This is a genomic window from Kitasatospora sp. NBC_01539 (assembly GCF_045040525.1).
Taxonomy (GTDB): domain Bacteria; phylum Actinomycetota; class Actinomycetes; order Streptomycetales; family Streptomycetaceae; genus Kitasatospora.
The window spans coordinates 4,850,752-4,872,098 of sequence record NZ_CP109390.1 but is presented as its reverse complement, the minus strand read 5'-3'; the positions used below and the strand labels follow the sequence as shown (position 1 = coordinate 4,872,098).

Genomic DNA, 21,347 nt, shown 5'->3' with positions numbered 1-21,347 from the left:
GCCCCCGGCGCGGGCATCCGATTTTCGCCCGCCCGTGCCGGGGCGTCGGGTGCTCACCCGGCGTCGACCCGCACGGGCACCCGCGCGGGGCACCTGCGCCGGGCACTCAGACGGGGCGCTCAGGCGGGGCGGCGCTGCTGCGGGTGCGGCAGGCGCGGGTGGCGGTACGGCGCGTGCGGGCCGGGGGCGGTCACCGTGGCGGCCGGGGGCGGCCCGCCGGGCCGCAGGGTGTAGGTGCGGTGCCGCCCGGCCCGTACGGTGCGGCGGCGGGCGTGGGATTCGGCCCGGGTCCGCCGGGCGGCGTCGCGTCCGTCGGCGGTCCGGCCGGGTGCGGTGTCCGGGCGGCGTCCGGCGAGGACGGCGGCGCGCCGGTCGGTGAGCCGGGCGGAGCGGCGGGCGAGTGCCCGGGCGTGCTGGGCGTCGAGGTGGGCGGTGGCCCGGGCGGCCATCTTCTCGGCGACCCGGTGGGTGGCGACGTGGTGCGGCGCCACCTTGTCGGGTGCGCCGGCGATCAGGTCGAAGAGCCAGGTGCGGGCGCGGTCGGCGCGGCCGTGCAGGCGGCGTTCGCGCCGGACGGCGCGGTGGCGGAGCCGGGGGCGGCTCGCGTAGCGCCAGCGGGCCCAGGGGCTCCCGGGCCGGGCGAGCCGGACGGCGCCGATGAGGGAGAGGCCGGGCACCATGATGCCGAGCAGGCCGGTCCAGAGTTTGCCCTTGAGCAGGGCGACGACGGAGGCCAGCGCGTTGGCGGAGATCACCGCGACCAGGCCCCAGCGGCCGGCCTCGACGGCGGACTGGCCGGGTACGACGCCGAGCGGCACGTAGCCGGTGAGGAGGAGGGCGGTGACGAGCAGGCCGAGGACGACGGCGTCGACCGACTTCCGGCCCTGCTCGCTCCAGTAGACGTCGTCCAGGTGCAGGATCAGCGCGAACTCGTCGAGGACGAGGCCGCAGCCGATGCCGAAGCAGAGCCCGAACCAGTCGATCCACGGGTGCCCGCCGTTGGTGGCGAAGACGCCGATGCCGCCGACCAGCAGGAAGCCCAGGCCGAACACCATGTGGTGGATGTGCAGCCCGCCGGGGGTGATGTTGCCGGGCCACCAGCGCACCTGCGCGCGGATCATGCGGACGCTGACGCGGATGCCGACGAAGGCGGTGATGAACCCGACGAGCAGCAGGAACAGCGGTTGCTTGTGCGCGGCGACGATGTACTCGCGGTAGCCGTCCAGCAGGTGACTGATCACGGGTGGTGCCTTCGTTCTCGGTGGTGCGGAGGTCCGGCCGGGCCGGATCCTGCTCAGAAGCCCCGGGTGCGTTTCGCGGCGCGGCGGGGGACGAGCAGGTGGGGGGCGAGGCGTTCGGTCGCGCCGGGCGCCTTGAGGAACAGCCGGGCCACCTCCCCGCCCAGGTTGACGCCGATGGCGAGCGCCAGGGCGAGGGCCGCGGCCCGGGTGACGGAGACGAGCCCGGCGGAGGCGTGGCCCTGGGCGAAGGACAGCATGCCGAGGTAGAGCGCCGAGCCGGGCATGAGCGGGCCGATCGCCGCCGTCACGTACGGCAGCGCGGAGGCGTAACGGTACCGGGCCATCAGTTCGCCGAAGAGGCCGACGAGGCCGGCCGCGGCGCCGGTGGCGGCGATCGGCGACACCCCGGCGTTGGTCAGCACGCCGTACGTGGACCAGCCGATGCCGCTGCTGAGCACGGCCATCGGCAGGGTGCGGCGCTCGGTCTGCAGCAGCATGGCGAACGCCAGGGTGAGGACGAGGGCGGCGAGGAGCTGGACCGGTGGGTCGACGGCGCCGCCGAGCGATTCGTCGGGTCTGAGCGCGGCGTTGTAGTTGACGCCCAGGTAGAGCACCGACATGACGCCGATGACGATGCCGGCGATCAGGTAGAGCACTTCCAGCAGGCGGGCCGCAGCAGTGATGTAGAAGCCGGTGAGGCCGTCCTGGACGGCGGCGACCATGGCGCGGCCGGGCAGCAGGGCGAACAGGCCGCCGGTGATGACGACCGAGCCGCGCAGGTGGAGGTCGTTGAAGGAGAGCACGATGCCGAGCACCGCGGCGGGCATCGCCGCCAGCACGAACTGGTAGAACTCGGGCAGTCCGCGGCGGGCGATGAGGGAGGCGAGCCGGTCGCCGAGGACGGCGGCGACGAACGCCCCGGCGAAGACCAGCCACGCCTTGCCGTCGACCCGGCCGCCGACGAGGAAGGTCGCCGCGCCCGCGAGCAGGCCGGTCGCCACGGCGAGCAGCCACGCGGGGTACGGGTGCCGGTTGCGGCGGATCGACGCCAGCCTGCGGTAGGCGTCGTTGACGGTCACCTGCTCGGCGGTGATGTCGGCGACCAGCCGGTAGACGGCGGCGAGCCGGGTGTAGTCGGAGGTGCGGCGGCGCACCGTGCGGGCGGCGCTGACCGGCGGGTCGACGAGCGACGGGTGGTAGGTGATGGAGATCAGCGTGAAGGTGACCTGTGGTTCGCAGTGGTCGAGCCGGTAGGCGTGGGCGATGCCGAGCATGGCGGCCTCGACGTCCTCGGCGGCCTCGCCGCTGGCCAGCAGCAGCTCGCCGATGCGCAGGGTGAGGTCGAGGACGCGCGGCACGTGCCGGGCGGCGGACGGGTGCAGGTCGCGCGGGGTCCGCTCGAAGGAGGGCCGCTCGGACATCGGGGTGCGCAGCAGGGTGCGCATGCGGTCGGGCCAGGGTGCGGTGCCGGGGGCGCCGGCCCGCAGCTCGGTGAGGTCGATGCCGGCGGCGGGGGTGTAGCCGGCGGCGCGCCAGTCCTCGGGGGTGAGGGTGTCCTCGGAGCCGGGGCCGGCCGTGGGGCCGAGCAGGCCTTCGGTGGGGGCGGGTGACGGTGCGAGCGGCACCTCGGTGCGTACCGGGCGGGGCGGGGCGGCGGAGCCGAGCAGGCCCTCGGTGGGGCGCGGCGCGGCGGCGGGGCCGGGCGGGTTCGCGGCGGTCCCGGTGCCGGGGGGTGCGGGTCTGGCCGTCCGCCCGCCCCTGGCCTTCTTGCCGCCGCCCGGCCGGCCCCGCTTCGGCACGTCCGCCACTCCTCGCCTCCCCTGGTGGCCTCCCGGCCACGCGCTGATCCTCCCCACCTTGCCCGATCGGCCGGGCGGACGCACATGTACGGAGCGTCGCGTTCCGCGCGTACGGCGGGCCGGATCGGGTGAGAAGGCTTGCATGTCGACATACTTCGTACGGTGAGCCCGCACCCCCAGCAGCCGGTCGAGGCCGGCTCCCCCGCGTCAGCCGACACCTCGGAGAGCGCCACCACCGTGGTGGTCGCCGGGGTGTGCAACCTCGGCATCGCCGTCGCGAAGGCGGTGGCCGGTCTGGTGAGCGGCTCGGGCGCCATGCTCGCGGAGGCGGCCCACTCGCTGGCCGACACGGTGACCGAGGTGCTGCTGTACTTCGGCCTGGCGCGCAGTGCGCGGCCGGCCGACGACACCCATCCGTTCGGCTACGGGCGGGAGCGCTACGTGTGGGCGCTGCTCGCGTCGTTCGCGACGTTCGTCGGCGGCGCGGTGTTCTCGGTCAACGACGGCGTGCACACCCTGCTGGACGGCGAGGAGCTCGGCAGTCCGCTGCTCTCCTACGCGGTGCTGGCGGTCGCGTTCGTGCTGGAGTCGGTGTCGCTGGCCCGGACGGTCCGCCAGGTCCGCTCGGAGTCGGGGCGGATGGGCGTGTCCGGCGGCCGTTTCCTGCGGCGCACCCCGGACACCGCCGTGAAGGCGGTGTTCCTGGAGGACGTGGCGGCGCTGATCGGCCTGCTGTTCGCGTTCGGCGGCCTGCTCGGCAGCGAGCTGTCCGGTTCGGCGGTCTGGGACGGCGTCGCCTCGCTGCTGATCGGCGCCCTGCTGGCGTGCGTGGCGTACGTGCTCGCGCGGGCGAACGGGTCGCTGCTGATCGGCCGGGCACTGCCGCAGGCCGCCGAGGACCGGATCACGGCGACCCTGCTCGACCAGCCGCGGGTGCGGCGGGTCTCGGACCTCGTGACGCTGGTGCACGGCCCGCAGGACGTGCTGGTGGCGGCCAGGGTGTCGTACGAGGCGTCGGCGACCGCCGCCGAGGTGGAGGCGGCCTCCGAGCAGGCGGACCGGGCGATCCGGTCCGCCTTCCCGGCGGTCGCCCGGGTGTACCTCGACCCGACCCCCGACCATGGGGGCCGGGGGCCGGAGGCCGGTCAGAGCCCGTAGCGCCGGACGATGTCCTCGTGCCGGGCGGTGTCGCTCCCCGCGGCCCTGGCCAGGTCGAGCCAGCTCAGCGGGTGCGGCCAGGCGGCGGTCAGGCGCAGCAGCAGGGCGTCGGCGTCGGCGGAGGACGCGGTGGGCGGCACGCCGAGGGCGGCGTAGATGCCGGGCAGGTCCTCGTCGTCGTCCTTCCCGGCGGCGCCCGGGTCGGTGACGCGGTACTGGTCGCCGCTGTACGCCCACAGGCCGTACCCCGCGCCGGCGAGGTCCTCGCGCAGCGCGTACCAGGCGTCGTCGCCGGGCCAGGCGCCGTCGAGCCAGTGGGTGGTGTAGCCGGCCGGGTCGAGGAGGGTGAGCTGCCCGAAGACGGGCTGCCAGTCGTCGTCCTCGCCGTCGGCGGGCCGCTCGTTGAGCAGGGCGGGGCCGAAGACGACGACGTCGCGGTGGTTGAGCGGCACGTCCTCGCCGAGCACGGGGACGATCCGCGCGGTCGCGGGGCCGGTGCGGACGGCGGGCAGGTCGACGGTGGCGCCGTTGGTGCGGGTGGCGCGGACGGTGACCATCTGCCACTCCTCCTCCACCGGGCCCTCGGGGGCGTCGAACTCGATGCCGATCAGGGCGCCGGTGCTGCGCACGACGGCCCAGTCCCGGTTGGCGGTGGCGGCGGTGATCAGGTGCCAGAGGTCGGGTTCCCGGACGGTGCGGTGCTCCTCCTCGCCCTCGGTGCCCGCGGGGGCGGCGTGCTCCAGGAGTTCGAGGTAGAGCCGCTGGGCGCGGGCGTGGTCGCCGAGGCGGGTGGCGGCGGTGGCCGCGAGGCGACGGGTGTTGAGGGCGTTGGGCTCGTACGCGAGGAGGCTGTCGCAGTGCTCGCCGGTCTCCTCCCAGCGGCCCTCGGCGGCGGCCCAGCGGGCGCGCAGCCAGTACGCCTCGGAGGGGTGCCCGGGCATCAGGAGCTCGGCGAGCCGGCGGATGCCGTCGGCGTCCTCGGCGTCGATCAGCACCTGGCCGAGCATGCCGCGCAGCTGCTCGTCGGCCGGGTCGTCGGCGACCCGGGCCCAGAGCAGGTCGGCGGCGGCCCGGGGGTGGCCGAGCGCGTCGAGCGCGCGGGCGGTCTGCGGGGCGAGCAGGGCGGCGGCCTCGGCGGACTCCTCGCTCGCGGCGGCGAAGTGGTCGAGTGCGGCCTCGTACGTCACCTGGCGGCCGCCGAGCCACTCGGGGAGGTCGGCGGCGGGCACCGGCACCTCCGGGAGCGGCAGGGACTCGGCGGCCTTCCGGAGCTCCGCGAGGCGGTCGGCGACGCCGTCGGTGCGGCGCAGCTGCGCGAGCTTGCGGTCGCCGGTGGCGGCGAGGGTGAGGGCCACGGTGCGGGCGCCGCGGGCGACGGCCAGCCGACCGGCGATCAGCAGCAGGTCGAGGCAGGGCCGGTGGGAGCCGGCGGTGTCCAGGTGGCCGACCCAGCGGGCGAGCTGCGCGCCGGTCGCGGCGTCGTTGGCGAGGTCGCCGTGCGGCAGGGCGCCCGCGCCGGCGAGGGTCTCGACGGCGGTGGCCCAGCGGTGCCGGATGTCGGGGTACCGGTCGGCCTCGGCGGCGTCCGGCAGCAGGGCGAGCGCCTCGTCGGTGCGGCCGAGCGCGGCCAGGGCGACGGCGCGGCCGGCGCCGAGCTTGCGGCGGTCGTCGTCGTCGAGCGGGGTGCGGGCGGTGTAGGCGCGTTCGGCGGTGTCGTAGGCGTCGAGGGCGTCCTGGTGGCGACCGAGGCGGCCGAGGGCGCCGGCCCGGCTGTGGCCGAAGGAGAGCGAGACGTGCTCGCCGGCGCCCTGGATGCGGGCCTGGGCGCGGTCGAGGTGGGTGAGGGCGTCCGCGGGGCGGCCGTCGTCCTCCAGCGTGTCGGCGTACTCGCGGGAGAGGCAGTCGAAGCAGGCGCGGGAGGGCTCGACCCGGGCGAGGGTCTCCTCCAGGACGGCGAGCCGCTCGGGCACGTAGCCGGGGCCGTCGATGTTGGAGTGGCAGATGGTGAAGTCCTGCACGACGCAGACCGACTGCGGACAGGAGGCGGTCTCCTCGCGGTGCGCGAACTCCAGCAGGTCGACGGCCTCGGCCATGGCGGCCTCGCCCTGGTACCGCTTGTTCAGGAGGTTCTGCATGCGCCAGTGCCGCAGGAAGACCTCGACCCAGGGCAGGCCGAGCGCGCGGGCGGAGGCGAGCGCCTCCGGGTACATCGCGTCGAGCTGTTCGTTGCGGCCTTCGACGGCGTGGCCGGCGATCTCGACCAGGGCGGTGGCGAGCCGGTGGTGGCCGGCCTCCGAGAGCTGCTCGTGGGTGTCGCGCACCCAGGCCCAGATGTCGGTGCTCATGCGGTGTCCCCCTGCGGGTCGTCGGTCTGCGGTGCGCCGGCCTGCGGCTCGCCGGTCGGGCGGTCGTCCGCGGGCAGTGTGTCGGGCAGGTCCGACAGTCCGTCGGGCACGGCGGCGGTGAGGGCCGCGACGGCGGTGCCGATCCCGGCGAGGGCGGCGGTCAGGTCGCCGGCGGCGGAGCCTCCGGCCGCGGCCATGATGACCTTGAGCGAGCGGAGCAGGGCGGCGGCGGTGGCGCTGCCGGTGTGCCCGGCGCGATAGGCCCCGAGGATGTCCTGGACGGCGGGTGCGGCGAGGTTGAGATAGAGCCGGGCCTTGACGGTGCCGTCGGTGCGGGCGGTGAAGGCGCGGGCGAGCCGCAGCGCGGCGGAGGGGATCCGGGCGTCGGCCTGGTCGTCCTCGATGCGGGCCTTGAGCTCGGCCTCGCGGTCGGGCACGAGCACGAGCGGCAGGCCGGGCGGGTCGAAGCGGGCGGCGACGAGCTGTTCGCCGTCGTCGGCGAGCGCGGCGGTCAGCCAGGCGTTCTCGTCGGCCGCCAGCGGCCGGTCGGGGTCGCGGAAGAGTTCGCGGTTGCCCTGCTCGCTGCCGAGTTCGACGATCCGGCAGTTCTTCAGGCCGGCGTAGCGGCGCAGGAACGGCAGCACGGCGTACCGGTCGCCGCGGGCGATGGGCACCTGCATGGCGCGGTACAGCATCTCCTCGAAGCCGCCGCCGGAGCCGAGGGCGACGTGGAGGGCGCCGTGTCCGGCGGCGCGCAGTGCGCCGGCGGTCAGGTCGCCCTGGGAGGTGGGCACCGGCACGTCGTCGGCGAGCAGGGAGAAGAGCCGGTCGTCGCAGAGGGCGGCGCCGAGGAGCTCCTGGCCGTGCCGGGCGAGGATGCGGCGCCAGGCGGCGGGGTGCAGCCGGGCGGTCTCGTAGAGGCCGTCGACGACGGCGTCGGCGAGGGCCTTCTGCAGGGCGCGGTAGTGCTCGTCGCGCTGCAGGTCCTCGCGGCTGGCGGTGGGGGTGAGCCGGCTCGACTCGACGACGCCGCCGATGAACCCGGCCCAGCTGGGCAGCAGGTCGCGGGCGTCGTCGGCGAGCAGCATGCCGCGCAGGTAGACGGCGAGGTCGCGGTTGTCGGTGGAGCCGTACGTGCCGCCGTCCTGCACCCAGAGCAGGCCGACGGCGTCGGTCGCGCCGTCGGCGGGGGCGAAGGGGAAGGCGGTGAGGGGCTCGAAGCGGCGGCCGAAGGCGGTGGCGAAGTGCATCCGGGCGGCGTGGAGGTCGCCGCCGGTGTCCTGGCGCCACGGCACGGGGATGTCGTTGACCGGCCGTTCGTCGTCGCCGACGTACACCGGGACGGCCAGCAGCACGCAGTAGCGGCCGAGCACCTCGCGCAGGGCGCCCTCGTCCGCGAGGTGGCCGTGCTCGGTCTTGAGGTGGAGTTCGACGGCGGTGCCGGGGGCGGGACGCGGCCCGGTCGGCTCGACGCTGTACTGCTCGCCGCCGCGGCTGCGGTAGCGGTGGCCGAGGTGCGGCTCGCGGTGCGAGGTGGTGGTGACGACGACCTCGTCGGCGACGGAGAACGCGGAGAGGAAGCCGAGGCCGAAGGCGCCGATCAGCTCCTGGTTGCCGGTGAGGTCGCGCAGCATGCGGGTGTAGCCGGTGCCGACGGTGGCGAGGTAGGCGTGGATCTCGGGTTCGGTGAGGCCCGCCCCGGTGTCCTCCACGGTGACGGTGCGGCGCGCGGCGTCGGCGCGCACCCGGATGACCGCGGGTGCGGCGGAGTCCGGGTCCTCCAGGCGGCGGCGGGTGTGCGAGTCGTGGGCGTTCTGGACGAGTTCGCGCAGTGCGACCAGCGGCGTGGAGTAGAGGTGCGTGGCGAGCACGCTCACCAGACCGCCGAGGTCGACCTCGGTCGTACGCAGATTGTCGGCGGATGGCAGACCTTGGGACATGGGGTCAGAGTCTGCCAGTACGACTATCCGCCCGACCAGCGCTTTTCGCAGGGTTCCGGAGGGGCCCGTGCGGCCGGTGGCCGACCGCCGGGTCAGACGTCCGGCGGGAGCCCGAGGACGGCGCGGCCGGCGGACTCCAGCAGGGCGGCCCGGCCCGGCCCGGACGCCTCGGCCGGGTGCCGGACCCCGTCGTTGAGCAGGGCGAACATCGCGTGCACCCGGATCCGGGCCTCGGCGGTGTCGTACTCGGGCCGCACCTGCTGGAGGAGCCCGACCCAGACACGCAGGAAGCTGCGGCGGAAGTCCACCGCCGCCCTGCGGTCGGGCGGGTCGAGGCGCTCGGTCTCGCTGACCATGGCCCCGAGGTAGTGGCTGTGGCGCAGGGCGAAGTCGAGGTACGCGCGGAGGCCGGCCGTGAGGGCGCCGGCCGGGCCGCCGGGCGCCGCGGCGATCGCCCCCTCGACCTCGTGGCGGAGGCGTTCGCGGCTGCGGACGAGGGCGGCGGCGAGCAGTTCGGCCTTGGTGGTGAAGTGGCGGTAGACGCTGGGCCCGGAGATGCCGACGGCCGCGCCGATCCGGTCGGTGGAGACGTTGTCGAAGCCCCGCTCGTGGAAGAGCCGGACGGCGGCGACGAGCAGTTCCTCGCGGCGCGACTCCGGGACGGGCGGCAGGACGGACGGCGGCGAGGACGGGCCGGCGGCGGGCGGGCCGGTCGCGTCGGCGGGTGCGGGCGCGGGCGCGGATGCGGGCACGGCGGCGAGGAGGTCCGTGCCGATCCGTGTGAGCAGCCGTTCGAACCACCGCCGGGGCGGCGCGAACGTGTGGTACGACAGGCTGCCGTACGCGGAGAGCAGCGACCAGCAGAGGAACTCCGCCTGCGCCGGGGGGAGTTCGGGCCTGGCCCGAGCGAGGCCGCGGGCCATCTGCCGAACGTCCCCGCGCAGTTCACGCCGGAGGGCGGCGCGCTGCGCGGGGGGCAGCAGCCGGGCGTCGCGCTGCCAGAGGGTGCCCAGGGTGCGGTGCTCGACGGCCGCGGCGGCGAGGGCCGGGCAGAGCGCGGCGGGCCCGCCGGCACCCGCGCGGACGGCGGCGCGCAGGGCGGCGAGGTCGGCGGCGACGGCGTGCAGCAGGAGTTCCGGCTTGTTGCGGACGTGCCGGTAGAGCGCCGGGGCGGTGATGCCGACCTCGGCCGCGACGTCCGCCATGGAGACCGCGTGGTAGCCGCGCCGGTGGAACTGCCCCGCGGCGGCGGCGAGGATCTGCGCCCGCCGTCCGGGGGGACGCCGGACGACCCGGGCGCCGCCGGCGTGCCGGGGATCGCGCTCCGCTGCCACTGCCTGCCCCCCGTCCGCCGCCGATGACCGACGCACAGGCTAGCAAGCATTCACTTATCCCTCCCGCGACCTGCGGGAGATCACGGCGCCGACGCTGGACAGCCGAAGCTACCGGCGATTAACTTGTCAGGCGATCAGCCGCCCAACGAAGGGAGCCCGCCGTGCGCCGGACGGTGTTCAACGAGGACCACGAGGCGTTCCGGGAGACCATCCGGGACTTCATCGCCAAGGAGGTCGTCCCGGTCTACGAGAGCTGGGAGGCCGCCGGCCACCCGCCGCGGGACTTCTACCGCAAGCTGGGCGCGCTCGGCGTCTACGGCATCGAGGTCCCGGAGGAGTACGGCGGCGCCGGCGAGAGCGGCTTCAAGTACCAGGCCGTCGTCACCGAGGAGGTCGCCCGGGCGGGCGTGAGCTTCGGCTCCTCCGGCGTGCACACCGGCCTGGTGCTGCCGTACCTGCTGGAGTACGCCGACGAGGCGCAGAAGCAGCGCTGGCTGCCCGGCTTCGTCTCCGGCGACATCATGACGGCGATCGCCATGACCGAGCCCGGCGCGGGCTCCGACCTCGCGGGCATCACCACCACCGCGAAGCTCTCCGAGGACGGCACCCACTACGTCCTCAACGGCGCCAAGACCTTCATCACCGGCGGCGTGCTGGCCGACCTCGTGCTCGTCGTCGCCCGCACCGCGCCGTACGACCCGGCGAACCGCCGCGCGGGCCTGTCGATCCTCTGCGTCGACACGACCTCCGAGGGCTACGCGGTCGGCCGCAAGCTGCAGAAGATCGGCCTGCGCACCTCGGACACCGCGGAGCTGTCCTTCAGCGACGTCAGGGTGCCGGTCGAGGACCTCCTCGGCGAGGAGGGCAGGGCGTTCAGCTACCTCACCCACAACCTGGTGCAGGAGAGGCTCGCCATCGCCGTCGGCGCGTACGCCGCCGCGGCGGCCGCGGTGCGCTTCGCGGTGCAGTACGTGAAGGACCGCAAGGTCTTCGGCCAGGCGGTCGCGGAGTTCCAGAACACGAAGTTCACCCTGGCCGACTGCGAGGCCCAGGTGGTGGCGCAGCAGTCGATGGTCGACCGCGCCCTGGAGCTCTACCAGGCCGGGGAGCTGACGGTCGCGGACGCCGCGGCGGCGAAGCTGTTCTGCACCGAGTCGGCGTCCCAGGTGATCGACAAGTGCCTGCAGCTGCACGGCGGCTACGGCTACATCCTGGAGTACCCGATCGCCCGCCTCTACACCGACAACCGGGTCTTCCGGATCTACGGCGGCACCAGCGAGGTCATGAGGACGATCATCGCGAAGTCGCTCGGCCTGTAGCTCCCCCGGCCCACGGACCACCTCCCGCCGCGCGGCGACGCGACCCCCACCGCGCCGCGGCGCGACGACGGCGGCGGACGCACCCGTTCGGGTGGGTCCGCCGCCGTTCGCCCCCGCCTCGGACCGGTCGGTCTCAGTTGGACGAGGCCCGGCCCTGGGAGCGCCAGGCCTCCATGCCCGCCAGCGAGGCGGCACGCGCCTGGTTCACGGCCCGGGCGGCCCGCTCGCTCGGCGGGGTGTCCAGCTGCTGCATCCAGTCGCGGCCGGCCGAGGCGAGCGTGGCCGCGAGGATCGCCGCGCCGGTCAGCGAGAGCACCGCACCGAACCCGGTGAGGACCGCGCCACTGACCAGCAGACTGCGGTTGACATTGAATCCGTTGAACTTCTGGTTGGTCGCCATGCCTCCACGATCGGTCCGCCCCGCGCGACCCGCACGCCGGACGGCCCGGGCGGGTGCGGGTGCGGTGGAGCGGCCGTCAGGTGTCTCATGGATCTGGTCCCGTCCGTGGATCCGGTCCTGCCCGTGAATCCGGTCCTGTCCGCCCGCAAGGAGGCCGCGATGACCGCCCTCGTCCGCGTCGACCTAGGCGCCCTCGCCGACCAGCACTCCGCACTCGCCGCGGAGAGTCCGCACGGCCGCAGCGCCCACCTGCTGCTGCACGACGGCGTGCTGCGGCAGACCGTGATCGCGCTGACCGCCGGCAGTTCGCTGGACGAGCACAACGCGCCGGTCGCGGCCAGCATCCAGGTGCTCCGCGGACGGGTGTCGCTGACCGTCGCGGGCCGGCGCCAGGAGGCCGCCGCCGGTGAGCTGCACGGCGTGCCGCAGGAGCGGCACGGGCTGCTCGCCCACGAGGACTCGGTCGTCCTGCTGACCGCCGTCACCGCCTAGCCGGGCACGCCCGGGGCGGCACCGGCCGGGCCCGCCGCCACGCCGGGCAGCACGGCGCCGCCGACCATCTGCAGGCCGCGCAGGAACGTCGCGCCGTCCGGGGCGGACTCCGGGGCGAGGGCCCACTGCGCGGCGAGCCCCGCGAGCAGCGCCTGGTAGAAGGCGCCGCGGGTCAGCTCCTCCGGGGTGTCGGGCACCTCGGGCAGCCCCTGGAACATCGCCGAGAGCCCGAGCCGGGCCTCCTTCTGCGCCGGACCGAGGATCTGCCGCAGCTCGGGCGAGTGCTCGACCTGCGCGAGGATCTCGAACTGCACCCGCCACAGGCCGCGGTGCTCGGTGAAGCTCTGCAGCACCCTGTCCCACGCGGCGACGAAGCGCTCCTGCGGGTCGGCGCCGGTGTCCGGTGCGCCGAGCACGCGGCCGAGTTCGTCGCCCCACTCCGCCATGGCCGCCATCAGCGCCTCGGTGAGCAGGGCGTCCTTGGATCCGTAGTGGTAGCCGATGGCCGCCAGGCTGACGCCGGCGGCGGAGGCGATGTCGCGGGCCGTGGTCCGGCCGTAGCCCTTCTCCAGCAGGCAGCGCTTGGCGCCCGCCAGGAGGTCCTCTCGATTTCCCATGCCCCGATGGTACGGCCCACCTGGACGTTCGTCTTGCACGAGCGATCCACACATATGAATTAGACGCTTGTACTATACGTACGTGTCACACGTCCGTACAGTTCCTGCCATGACCACCCCCCACGGCCGCGCCGGCCGACGTGAATGGACGGGCCTCGCCGTCCTGCTCCTGCCGACCCTCGTCCTGACCATGGACATGGGGGTGCTCTTCTTCGCCGTCCCGTTCATCTCCACCGACCTGCGGCCGAGCGGCACCCAGCAGCTGTGGATCCTCGACATCTACTCGTTCCTGCTCGCCGGGCTGCTCGTCCCGATGGGCGCCCTGGGCGACCGGATCGGCCGGCGGCGGCTGCTCATGGTCGGCGCGGGCGGCTTCACCGTCGCCTCGCTGCTCGCCGCCCACGCGGACGGGGCCGGCCAGCTGATCGCCGCGCGGGCCCTGCTCGGGGTCGCCGGGGCGACCCTCATGCCGTCCACGCTGGCGCTGATCCGCAACATGTTCCACGACCCGCGGCAGCGGCAGGCGGCGCTCGGCGTGTGGAGCGGCGCCATGATGGGCGGCGCCACCCTCGGCCCGGTCGTCGGCGGCCTCCTGCTGGACCGCTTCTGGTGGGGCTCGGCCTTCCTGATCGCCGTACCGGTGATGCTGCTCGTGCTCGCCGCCGCCCCCGCCCTGCTGCCCGAGTACCGCACCGCCCGACCGGGCCGCTTCGACCTGGCCGGCGCCGCCCTCGCGATCACCGCCGTGCTCCCCGCGGTCTACGGCATCAAGAACCTCTCGGTGGACGGCCCGCAGCCGCTGCCGCTGGCCGCGCTCGCCCTCGGCCTGCTGTCCGCGGCCGGCCTGGCCGTCCGCCTGCGCACCGCCGCCCACCCGCTGATCGACCCCGCGCTGTTCCGCATCCGCAGCTTCACCGGCGCGATCACGGTGAACACGGTGGCGATGTTCGCGCTGATGGGCTTCACCCTCTTCACCTCGCAGTACCTCCAGCTGGTCAAGGGCATGAGCCCGCTGAGCGCCGCCCTGTGGGCGCTGCTGCCCTCCGTCGGGGTGGGCGCGGCGGTCGGCGCCGTGGGCGCGCTGGCCGGACGCGTCCGACCCGCACCGCTGATGACCTGCGGCTTCCTCGTCGGCGCGGCCGGGTTCGGCCTGATGACGCTGGTCCGGCCGGACTCCCCGCTCTGGCTGGTCCTCACCGCCGCCGGCGTGATCGCGGCCGGCGCGGTCGGCACCTCGACCCTCACCGCCGAGATGGTCGTCTCCGCCGCGCCGCCGGAGCAGGCCGGCTCCGCCTCCGCCACGTCCGAGACCGCGACCGAACTCGGCAGCTCGCTCGGCATCGCCCTGCTCGGAGCGGCGGGCGCCGCGGTCTACAAGGCCCGGCTGGACGGCGGCCTGCCGGCCGGGGTGACCGGCGACGCCGCCCGCGCCGCACAGGACACCCTCGGCGGGGCCGTCACCGTGGCCGCCCGGGCCGGCGGCACGGCCGGCGGTGAACTGCTGGAGGCGGCCCGGTCCGCCTTCACGGACGGCATGCACCTCGCCGCGGTGGCCGGGCTGGTCGTGCTGGTGGGCGCCGCGATCGCGGCGGCCAGGCTGATGCGGCACCTGCCGGCCGGGCCGGTGGCCGGGACCGGCTCCCCGGAGACGGTGCCGGCGGGCACGGCCCCCGTGCCCGGGCCCGCCGCGACGGCCGCGGCCGCCTGACCGCCGGACGCCGGGGAGGGACCGCGAGCTGCGGTTCCCCCCGCTCCGACCAGCGCCCCGAAGCGCGCGAGTGGTCCAGACCACTACCGGAGAACCACCAGCATTTTGACCACGGTTTCCGGACCGGTGTATACGTTCGCCGATTCGGCCAGGCATACTGGCCGGAGCCGGGCAGATCGGTCCGGTGTTCCACAAGCGACGAGAAACTCCTCGGAAGGACCGGTGGTCAGGGATGTTCCGTAACGGTCTCGAGCCCTGGCACATCCTCGTGATGGTGGCAGTGCTCGTCCTGCTGTTCGGCTCGAAGAAGCTCCCGGAGATGGCGCGCGGGCTCGGCAAGTCCATGCGCATCCTCAAGGCGGAGACCAAGGCGCTCCGCGAGGACGACGCCCCCGCCGAGGCCCAGAACACCACCGCCGCGTCGACCCCGGCCCCGGCGCCCGCCGACCAGGCGCGCCCGGCCGTGAACCCGACCAGCATCACCACGGCGGCCGAGACCACCACCAAGTCGGCCCACACCGCCTGATTCTCCCCGGAGCCGCCGGTGCGTCACCTGACGCACCGGCGGCTCCGGCGTTCTCCCGACTGGCCCGCACCTCTGAGCCGGTGTCTGCTGAGGAGCAGAGACCCACCAGCGGAGGCGCCGATGGCCAGCGACACCCCCGACGGACCACCCGCCGGGGCGGCCGCCGCCCGCCCGCGCCGCCGCCCGCTGCGCTCGGCCCTCGCCGTCGTGCTGATCCTCGCGGCCGCCCTGCTCACCGCGCCCGCCGTCGTCGCCGTCTGGGCCGCCTCCGAGATCGACGACACCGACCGCTACCTCGCCACCGTGGCCCCGCTCGCCCGGAACCCCGCCGTCCAGGCCGCGGTGACGGACCGGGTGACCACCGCCGTCGTCGACCGGCTGCCGGCCGCTCCGATCCCCGGCACGACCGGCGACGACCTGCTCGGCGACCTCCTCCGGCAGTTCGCCCCGGTCCTGGGCGCCGGGCTCGCCGGCGTCGTCCACGGCCTCGTCCGGGACATCGTCACGAGCGACGCCTTCCCCGCGATCTGGACGGCGGTCAACCGCGACGCGCACGCCGCCCTGGACGACGCCCTCGCCGGACGCGGGGGCGCCGTCACGGTCACCGACGACACCGTCACCCTCGACCTCGCCCCGGTGGTCGAGCAGGCCAGGGCCGCCCTGGTCGCCGACGGGGTGGCCGCCGCCGCCGCGATCCCCGACGTCGACGCCACGTACACGCTGGTGCGCTCCGACCGGGTCGGCACGACACGGGACGTGCTCCGCCGACTGGCCGGGGCCGGCCCCCTGGTACCGGTGAGCGCGGTCGCCTGCGCCCTGGCCGGCGTGCTGTGCGCGGTGCGCCGCCGCCGGGCCCTGACGGCCGCCGCGCTCGCCATGGCCGCGGCCGCGGCCGCCCTCGGCATCGCCCTGGTGGTCCTCCGCGGCCGCTACCTCGACCGGCTGCCCGCCGACGTCGACCGGGCCGCCGCGGCCGCGGTGTACGACGCCCTCGTCCGCCACCTGCGCGGCGCCGTCCGGACGGTGGTGGTGTTCGGCGTGCTCGTCGCGCTCGGCGCCTGGCTCGGCGGCCCCGGCCGCCACCCGCGGCGGGTGCGCGGGCGGTGCCGGGCCGGCCTGGCGCGGGTCCGCACCGCCGTGGGCGCGACCGGCGTGCGGCCCGGGCCGGTCGGCCGCTTCGTGCACCGCCGCAAGTCCTGGCTCCGCGGCGCCGCGGTGGCCGCCGCCGTGGCGGTGCCGGTGTTCTGGCCGTACCCGACCGCGCTCGTGGTGCTCTGGCTCGCGGCGGCGCTGCTCGCGGTGCTCACCGTCCTGGAACTGCTGGACACCGGCGGGCCCGGCGCCCCGGCGCCGACGGCCGGCGAGGAGGCCCGATGACGAAGTTCGGCCACTACGTCCGCGGTGCGCTGGTGCTGGTCGGCGGGCCGGTGCTGATGCTCGTCGTGTGGTTCACCGTGCCGCTCCAGGTCTTCGGGCCGCACAACCCCGTGCTCAGCTGGACGGTCTTCGCCGGGGCCCTGCTGGCGCTGGCCGCCCTCCTGCTCCGGCAGATCTGGGCGGAGCTGTCCGGCCGCGCCGACCGCCATCCGGTGGTGGGGATCTCCCTGCTGATGGTCGCCTCGATGCTCGTCTTCGCCACCTGCTACCTGGCGCTCGCCCGCGACCCGGGGCAGTTCGCCGGGCAGCTGACCACCCGGGTCGACGCGCTCTACTTCACCGTGATCACGATGGCCACCGTCGGCTACGGCGACATCACCCCGTCCGGCCAGGAGGCCCGGTCGATGGTGATGCTGCAGATCCTCTACACGCTGGTCTTCCTGACGGCCGGCGCCACCTCCATCAGTCGGCGGACCCGCATCGTCATCGGCCGCCGCCTCGGCCACGAACCGCCGGACGGCCCGTCGCGGACGCCCTGACGGCCGGGCTCAACCGGCCTTCTGATGCGCCGTCGCCACGAGCGCGGTCAGCCGCGCCTGCCAGCTCTGGTACGTCGCGGTGGGGATCGCGTGGCGCCGGGCGAGGTCGCGAACGGTCCGCTGGGCGGCCTTGAGCTCGTCCTCCGCGGTGTCCCAGGCCCCGTCGTCCATCGCCTCGGCGGCGCCGTCGAGACTGCGGAGCAGTGCCGCCTTGCGGTCGCGCTCCTTGCCCGCGTCGGCCCGGGCGACGTCGGCGCGGAGCGCGGCCAGCACGGCCTCCGGGCCGGAGCGGGCCGACGGCGAGGCCGACCGCGCGGGACTGCTGCGGACCGTGCTCGGCGACGGCACCGCGGCCGGCGCGGCCGAGGCCGGGGCCGGGGTCGCGGAGGACACCGCCGCGGACGCGCTCGGGGTGGCCGCCGCGGCCGTCCCCTCGCCGGAGGGACCGCCGAGCGCGAACGCGACGACCGCCGCGGTGCCGCCCAGCACGGCGGCGCCGGCGCCGACCAGCAGCCAGGGGCTCCGCCGACCGCGCGGCGGGGCGTCGTCGTGGTACGGCGCACCGGCGGGCAGCTCCACCGGGGGCAGCAGCGAGGTGCGCTGCTGCTCGGCGTAGGGCGCGGCGTGCGGCTGCTCGGCGTAGGGCGCGGCGTGCGGCTGCGGGAAACCGCCGGGGTGCTGCGGGAAGGCCGCGAGCGGGACGCTCGGCAGCACCTGGGTGGCGGAGCCGAGCAGCTCCGCGGTGCGGTCCGGCACGGCCCCCGCGGGGACGGCGCCCAGCAGCTCCGCCCGGGCCGCGGCGGCCGTGGCCGGGCGGTCGGCGGGGTCCTTCGCCAGCAGCCGCATGATCGCCACGTCGAGCTCCGGCGGGATGCCCGCCCGGCGGACGGACACCGGCGCGGGCTGCTCCCGGACGTGCTTGAAGGCGATGGCCACCGGCGTGGCGGCGGTGAACGGCGGCTCGCCGGTGAGCATCTCGGCGAGCACGCAGCCGACGGCGTAGAGGTCGGAGCGGCCGTCCAGCGGGGAGGCGGTGGCCTGTTCCGGCGAGAGGTAGGCGGCGGTGCCGAGCACCGCGGCGCTCTGGGTGAGCTGCTGGCCGGCGGAGGAGTTCGCCCGGGCGATGCCGAAGTCGACGACCTTCACCCCGCCGTCGTCGGTGATCATGATGTTGCCCGGCTTCACGTCGCGGTGCACCAGACCGGCGCCGTGCGCCACCTCCAGTGCCTCGCAGACCGCCGCGGCGATGCCCACCGCGCGGTCCACCGGCAGCGGACCCGCCTCGGCGAGCAGGCGGCCCAAGGTCCGGCCCTGCACCAGCTCCATGACGATGTACGGCGAGCCGTGGTCGACCCCGGAGTCGAAGACCATGGCGATCCGCGGGTGCACGAGCATCGCGGCCAGCTGGGCCTCCCGGCCGAACCGGTCCGCGAACCGGGGATCGTCGGCGAGACCGCCGTTGAGCACCTTCACCGCGACCTGGCGGCCGAGCTGGTGGTCGAGGGCGCGGAAGACGGTGGCCATGCCGCCGACGCCGAGTATCTCGACCAGTTCGTAGCGCCCGTTCAGTGCGCGTCCGATCACCGGTCCAGCTCCTCTCGTCGGTCGGACGGCCGGTCGGCCGCCTGCTGCACCCTAGCGGCCCGGGCACCGGCGGACGCAGCCCGGCGGGCCCGCACCGACACCCGACGGCCGGTGCCGCCGGGCCGGCCGGCCGGTGGATACGGGGGAATCCACCGACCGGCCGGCGGTCGCGGCTGCCCGTCGGGCAGGACCGGACGGGCGGCAGGACCCGGGGGAGTCCCGCCACCCGCCCGGAGCGGTCCCGGGGAGCCGGTGGGCACAGGGGGTCCCACCGGTCCCCCGGAGTTCGGGGGGGCGCTGTCGGTCGTACGACACCGGGCGGCCGACGGTTCCGGGGGGTACCCGCCGGCCGCCCGGTGGATCGGGGGTCACCTCACGGCCGCGCCCTCGCTGCCGTCGGTGAGGTCCGAGTGGGCCGGATCAGCGGTCCGCCGGCTCTTCGTCGGGGACGGGGTCGGGGTCGACGACCGTCCGCCGGAGCCGCTGCCCGCGGTGGCGGCCGGGCTGCCCGCCCCCGGGCTGCCCGACGCCGTGGCCGCGGACTCCACGGCCACGACGTGCACGGTCCGGCAGTACGCCACCACCTTCGCCTCCTTGCCCGCCGCGGCGACCAGCGGCGCCATCGACGGGTCGGCCAGCAGCTCCCGCAGCTTGCCGCCGGCCGCGGCCCGCCCGGCCAGCTCCCGGCAGAGCCCGGCGAGGTCCGCGGGCCCCGCACCGGGGGACGCCGACCTCCCGGGGCCCGCCGACGGACCGGGGGTGCCGGGGCCGCCCGGGGCGGACGCCCCGGCGGACCGGCCGTCGGCCCGGGTGAGCCCGTGTCCCGAGGAGGCGGACGGGCCGGACGGACCGCCCTGCGGGGTGCGCACCGCCGCCGGGCCGCCGCCGAGGGCCCGCGGCAGACCGCCCGTGCCCGCGGCCACCGCCACGCCGCCGACCGCGGTCACGGCGAACGCCGCGACGAGGGCCTTCACGGTGAAGGCCCTCCTGCGCGCGGTGTCCGCCATCGCTGCTCTCCCGGGGTGCGGTTCAGGACTGCGACGAGCCTCCCGGAAGGCCGCCACGGCCTGCTCCTCCCCGGGCAGCACGCCACCGGCCGCCGGGGCGGCGGCAGCGGCGAGCAGCCCGGCGAGGGCCGCGTGCCCGGTGAGGGAGTCCGCACCGGCCTCCGCGCCGACCGGGCCGCCGCCGAGCAGCTGCTCGGCGGTGTCGCGGTCGATCCGGCGGGATCGGTTCTTGCTCATCTCATGTCCTTCAGCGTCGCGGCCCGCGCCGGTGTCACACCCCGCGGAGAAGTTTTTCCGCCGGTCTGCTGCCGGGGCACCCCGGCGGCCGCCCCACCCGCCTGGTCGAGCAGCGATGCCAGCCGTTTCAGGCCCCGGTGGGCGGCCATCCGGACGCTGCCGGGGCGCTTGCCGAGCACGTCCGCGGCGCTCTGCGCGTCGAGGCCGAGCAGCACCCGCAGCAGCACGGCCTCGGCCTGGTCGCGGGGCAGCCGGGCGACCAGCGCGAGCGCGTCGGCGGTGGCCACGCCCGCGAGGGCGCTGCCCGCGGTGTCCTCGGCGGCGGCGAGGTCCGCCAGGTGCTCGACCGGGAGGTCCGCGACCGGGCGGCGGCGGTGCCGGCGGAGGTGGTCCATGGCGCGGTTGCGGGCGATGGTGGCGGCCCAGCCGCGGAATCCGTCGCCGTCGCCGTGGAAGGAGCGGAGGTCGCGGGCGATCTGGAGCCAGGTCTCGGAGGCGATGTCCTCGGCGTCCTCCGCGCGGCCGCCGACCAGCACGCCGAGGTAGCGGAGCAGGCCCGGCTGGACGGCTCTGAAGAGCAGCCGGAACGCCTGCTCGTCGCCTCCCTGCGCGGCCTGGACGGCATCCGTGAGGTCGGGCCGTGGGCCCGGGCCCGGGTGGTCCGGCGCGCGCCCGCCGCCACCCGGCCCGTCGTGGTCTGCACTGTGCACCCGCCCCATCATGGGCCATCCGGGCGAGGCCGGGGCCGTAGGGGCGGGATCGGCCCGCGCGGGCCGGAGGACTGCTCCGACCAGGACCAATGTCCTGTCAGTGACTGCCGTTCGCCTGCGGCCGCCGGGGGAGGCGGCTGCCTACGGTGACAGTGGGCCCCGAGCGGCCCCTCCCCCGATCCCGACCCCAGGACACGTGATGACCTCTGCCCGGACGCTCTTCGCGGACGGCATGCGCGACCGTCTCGCGCCCGCCCTCCGCGCCCTGGGCCTCTCCGGCGGTCGGCACGGCTTCATCCTGCCGGACGAGGACCACTGGGCCCTCCTGGGCGTGGAGATCGACACCGCCGACGACCGGCTCGTGCGCTACACCGTCAACCTCGGCCTCACCCGCAGGGCCGACTGGTCGGCCGCCCACCCGGGCCGCGCAGCGCGCCCCGAACCCAACGCCGTCACCGGACTGGAGTGGTGGCGCACCCGGATCGGCGCACTGATGCCGGTGGGCGGCGAGGTCTGGTGGGAGATCGTGCCCGGCCCGCGCTGGCAGGTCGCGGTCGACGACACCGTCGCGGCCGTCCGCCACTACGGGCTGCCGGAGCTGCTGCGGCGTCTGGAGCAGACGGCGGGCACCGAGACCTACCTCGCCGCCGCCGAGCTGGTGGATGTCAACGAGGCGCTGCGGCTCGCCGAGGTCGCCCCGATCCACCGGTCCGAACTCGCCGACAAGGCGCTGGTGCTGCACGGCGTCTGGCACCCCGCCGACGTGGTCGCGCGCGAGGTTCTGCGGGGCGCCGCGACAGGGTTCCTCTCCGTCCGGGACGAGCGCTTCGCCGCCGTCCACTGCCGGGACGCCCGCGGCACGCTGCTCTGGACCTTCGACCACGACGGACGGTCCGGCCGCACCGCGGTGTGACGCATCCGTACCCGGCCGACCGTGGGCACGGGAACCGTCGGACGGCCGGCGGGAGTCTGATCACCGGGGGCGCCGCACCGATGCGGCACCCCCGGATCGGC

General features: G+C 75.9%; 18 protein-coding genes. 8 read left to right on the top strand and 10 right to left on the bottom strand.

Annotation, left to right across the window (positions count from 1 at the left end; translation table 11 throughout):
• Window positions 1-119: 119 nt before the first annotated feature.
• Both OG335_RS21020 and OG335_RS21015 read right to left on the bottom strand, forming a co-directional pair.
• Window positions 120-1,241: a hypothetical protein gene (locus tag OG335_RS21020; protein ID WP_405012669.1), complete on the bottom strand. Its 1,122-nt coding sequence runs from the start codon at window positions 1,239-1,241 to the stop codon at window positions 120-122.
• A 53-nt stretch (window positions 1,242-1,294) separates the two neighbouring features.
• The gene (locus OG335_RS21015; RefSeq protein ID WP_405012668.1) at window positions 1,295-3,049 is read right to left on the bottom strand and encodes a threonine/serine exporter ThrE family protein; all 1,755 of its coding nucleotides are present in this window, start codon (window positions 3,047-3,049) and stop codon (window positions 1,295-1,297) included.
• Window positions 3,050-3,202: 153 nt separating this feature from the next.
• On the opposite strand from OG335_RS21015, the gene OG335_RS21010 reads away from it, so the two are divergent.
• A complete protein-coding gene (locus OG335_RS21010) occupies window positions 3,203-4,198 on the top strand; it encodes a cation diffusion facilitator family transporter (RefSeq protein ID WP_405012667.1) in 996 nt (331 codons plus the stop codon).
• Here the strand turns inward: OG335_RS21010 and OG335_RS21005 are convergent.
• The 3 genes from OG335_RS21005 to OG335_RS20995 form a co-directional block, all read right to left on the bottom strand.
• The gene (locus OG335_RS21005) at window positions 4,186-6,543 is read right to left on the bottom strand and encodes a hypothetical protein (RefSeq protein ID WP_405012666.1); all 2,358 of its coding nucleotides are present in this window, start codon (window positions 6,541-6,543) and stop codon (window positions 4,186-4,188) included. The genes OG335_RS21010 and OG335_RS21005 overlap by 13 nt on opposite strands.
• A complete protein-coding gene (locus tag OG335_RS21000) occupies window positions 6,540-8,483 on the bottom strand; it encodes an ATP-binding protein (protein WP_405012665.1) in 1,944 nt (647 codons plus the stop codon). The genes OG335_RS21005 and OG335_RS21000 overlap by 4 nt, the downstream gene beginning before the upstream one ends.
• Before the next feature lie 92 nt (window positions 8,484-8,575).
• On the bottom strand, window positions 8,576-9,817 hold the full coding sequence (locus tag OG335_RS20995; protein WP_405012664.1) for a TetR/AcrR family transcriptional regulator: 1,242 nt from the start codon (window positions 9,815-9,817) through the stop codon (window positions 8,576-8,578).
• 161 nt (window positions 9,818-9,978) lie between these two features.
• On the opposite strand from OG335_RS20995, the gene OG335_RS20990 reads away from it, so the two are divergent.
• Window positions 9,979-11,136 (top strand): acyl-CoA dehydrogenase family protein, encoded by a 1,158-nt coding sequence (locus tag OG335_RS20990; protein ID WP_405012663.1) that lies wholly within the window; start codon window positions 9,979-9,981, stop codon window positions 11,134-11,136.
• Window positions 11,137-11,269: 133 nt separating this feature from the next.
• Here the strand turns inward: OG335_RS20990 and OG335_RS20985 are convergent, their stop codons facing one another.
• Window positions 11,270-11,536 carry a hypothetical protein gene (locus OG335_RS20985; RefSeq protein WP_405012662.1) on the bottom strand — a complete coding sequence of 89 codons (267 nt, stop codon included), beginning with the start codon at window positions 11,534-11,536 and terminating at the stop codon, window positions 11,270-11,272.
• Between the two features lie 159 nt (window positions 11,537-11,695).
• Between OG335_RS20985 and OG335_RS20980 the strand changes: the two genes are divergently transcribed.
• Window positions 11,696-12,028, top strand: a complete 333-nt coding sequence (locus OG335_RS20980) for a cupin (protein ID WP_405012661.1) — start codon at window positions 11,696-11,698, stop codon at window positions 12,026-12,028.
• On the opposite strand, the gene OG335_RS20975 is transcribed toward OG335_RS20980, so the two are convergent.
• Window positions 12,025-12,645, bottom strand: coding sequence for a TetR/AcrR family transcriptional regulator (locus OG335_RS20975; protein WP_405012660.1), 621 nt, complete (start codon window positions 12,643-12,645; stop codon window positions 12,025-12,027). The genes OG335_RS20980 and OG335_RS20975 overlap by 4 nt on opposite strands.
• Window positions 12,646-12,754: 109 nt before the next feature.
• Here OG335_RS20975 and OG335_RS20970 point away from each other — a divergent pair, with 109 nt between their 5' ends.
• The 4 genes from OG335_RS20970 to OG335_RS20955 all read left to right on the top strand — a co-directional run bounded on the left by OG335_RS20970 (window position 12,755) and on the right by OG335_RS20955 (window position 16,795).
• Complete coding sequence (locus OG335_RS20970) at window positions 12,755-14,353, top strand: MFS transporter (protein WP_405012659.1); 1,599 nt, start codon at window positions 12,755-12,757, stop codon at window positions 14,351-14,353.
• Window positions 14,354-14,585: 232 nt separating this feature from the next.
• On the top strand, window positions 14,586-14,879 hold the full coding sequence (gene tatA / locus OG335_RS20965; RefSeq protein ID WP_405012658.1) for a Sec-independent protein translocase subunit TatA: 294 nt from the start codon (window positions 14,586-14,588) through the stop codon (window positions 14,877-14,879).
• Window positions 14,880-14,999: 120 nt separating this feature from the next.
• Entirely contained in the window at window positions 15,000-16,256 is a 1,257-nt protein-coding gene (locus OG335_RS20960; RefSeq protein WP_405012657.1) for a hypothetical protein, read from the top strand.
• Window positions 16,253-16,795 (top strand): ion channel, encoded by a 543-nt coding sequence (locus OG335_RS20955; RefSeq protein ID WP_405012656.1) that lies wholly within the window; start codon window positions 16,253-16,255, stop codon window positions 16,793-16,795. Before OG335_RS20960 ends, OG335_RS20955 begins: the two co-directional genes overlap by 4 nt.
• A gap of 9 nt (window positions 16,796-16,804) precedes the next feature.
• Here OG335_RS20955 and OG335_RS20950 read toward each other — a convergent pair whose 3' ends face one another.
• The 3 genes from OG335_RS20950 to OG335_RS20940 form a co-directional block, all read right to left on the bottom strand.
• Window positions 16,805-18,379, bottom strand: coding sequence for a protein kinase domain-containing protein (locus tag OG335_RS20950; protein WP_405012655.1), 1,575 nt, complete (start codon window positions 18,377-18,379; stop codon window positions 16,805-16,807).
• A gap of 368 nt (window positions 18,380-18,747) precedes the next feature.
• Window positions 18,748-19,623, bottom strand: coding sequence for a hypothetical protein (locus OG335_RS20945; RefSeq protein WP_405012654.1), 876 nt, complete (start codon window positions 19,621-19,623; stop codon window positions 18,748-18,750).
• Window positions 19,620-20,342, bottom strand: a complete 723-nt coding sequence (locus OG335_RS20940) for an RNA polymerase sigma factor (RefSeq protein WP_405015470.1) — start codon at window positions 20,340-20,342, stop codon at window positions 19,620-19,622. The genes OG335_RS20945 and OG335_RS20940 overlap by 4 nt, the downstream gene beginning before the upstream one ends.
• A 190-nt stretch (window positions 20,343-20,532) precedes the next feature.
• On the opposite strand from OG335_RS20940, the gene OG335_RS20935 reads away from it, so the two are divergent.
• Window positions 20,533-21,246, top strand: coding sequence for a hypothetical protein (locus OG335_RS20935; protein WP_405012653.1), 714 nt, complete (start codon window positions 20,533-20,535; stop codon window positions 21,244-21,246).
• Window positions 21,247-21,347: the final 101 nt, after the last annotated feature.

What these genes read in the sequence shown, in the direction of transcription:
- OG335_RS21000 (WP_405012665.1), bottom strand. Translation starts at nt 8,483, where the DNA reads ATGTCCCAAGGTCTGCCATCCGCCGACAATCTGCGTACGACCGAGGTC.
- OG335_RS20975 (WP_405012660.1), bottom strand. Translation starts at nt 12,645, where the DNA reads ATGGGAAATCGAGAGGACCTCCTGGCGGGCGCCAAGCGCTGCCTGCTG.
- tatA (WP_405012658.1), top strand. Translation starts at nt 14,586, where the DNA reads ATGTTCCGTAACGGTCTCGAGCCCTGGCACATCCTCGTGATGGTGGCA.
- OG335_RS20985 (WP_405012662.1), bottom strand. Translation starts at nt 11,536, where the DNA reads ATGGCGACCAACCAGAAGTTCAACGGATTCAATGTCAACCGCAGTCTG.
- OG335_RS20935 (WP_405012653.1), top strand. Translation starts at nt 20,533, where the DNA reads ATGACCTCTGCCCGGACGCTCTTCGCGGACGGCATGCGCGACCGTCTC.
- OG335_RS20940 (WP_405015470.1), bottom strand. Translation starts at nt 20,342, where the DNA reads ATGGGGCGGGTGCACAGTGCAGACCACGACGGGCCGGGTGGCGGCGGG.
- OG335_RS20970 (WP_405012659.1), top strand. Translation starts at nt 12,755, where the DNA reads ATGACCACCCCCCACGGCCGCGCCGGCCGACGTGAATGGACGGGCCTC.
- OG335_RS20960 (WP_405012657.1), top strand. Translation starts at nt 15,000, where the DNA reads ATGGCCAGCGACACCCCCGACGGACCACCCGCCGGGGCGGCCGCCGCC.
- OG335_RS21005 (WP_405012666.1), bottom strand. Translation starts at nt 6,543, where the DNA reads ATGAGCACCGACATCTGGGCCTGGGTGCGCGACACCCACGAGCAGCTC.
- OG335_RS20980 (WP_405012661.1), top strand. Translation starts at nt 11,696, where the DNA reads ATGACCGCCCTCGTCCGCGTCGACCTAGGCGCCCTCGCCGACCAGCAC.
- OG335_RS20955 (WP_405012656.1), top strand. Translation starts at nt 16,253, where the DNA reads ATGACGAAGTTCGGCCACTACGTCCGCGGTGCGCTGGTGCTGGTCGGC.
- OG335_RS20945 (WP_405012654.1), bottom strand. Translation starts at nt 19,623, where the DNA reads ATGAGCAAGAACCGATCCCGCCGGATCGACCGCGACACCGCCGAGCAG.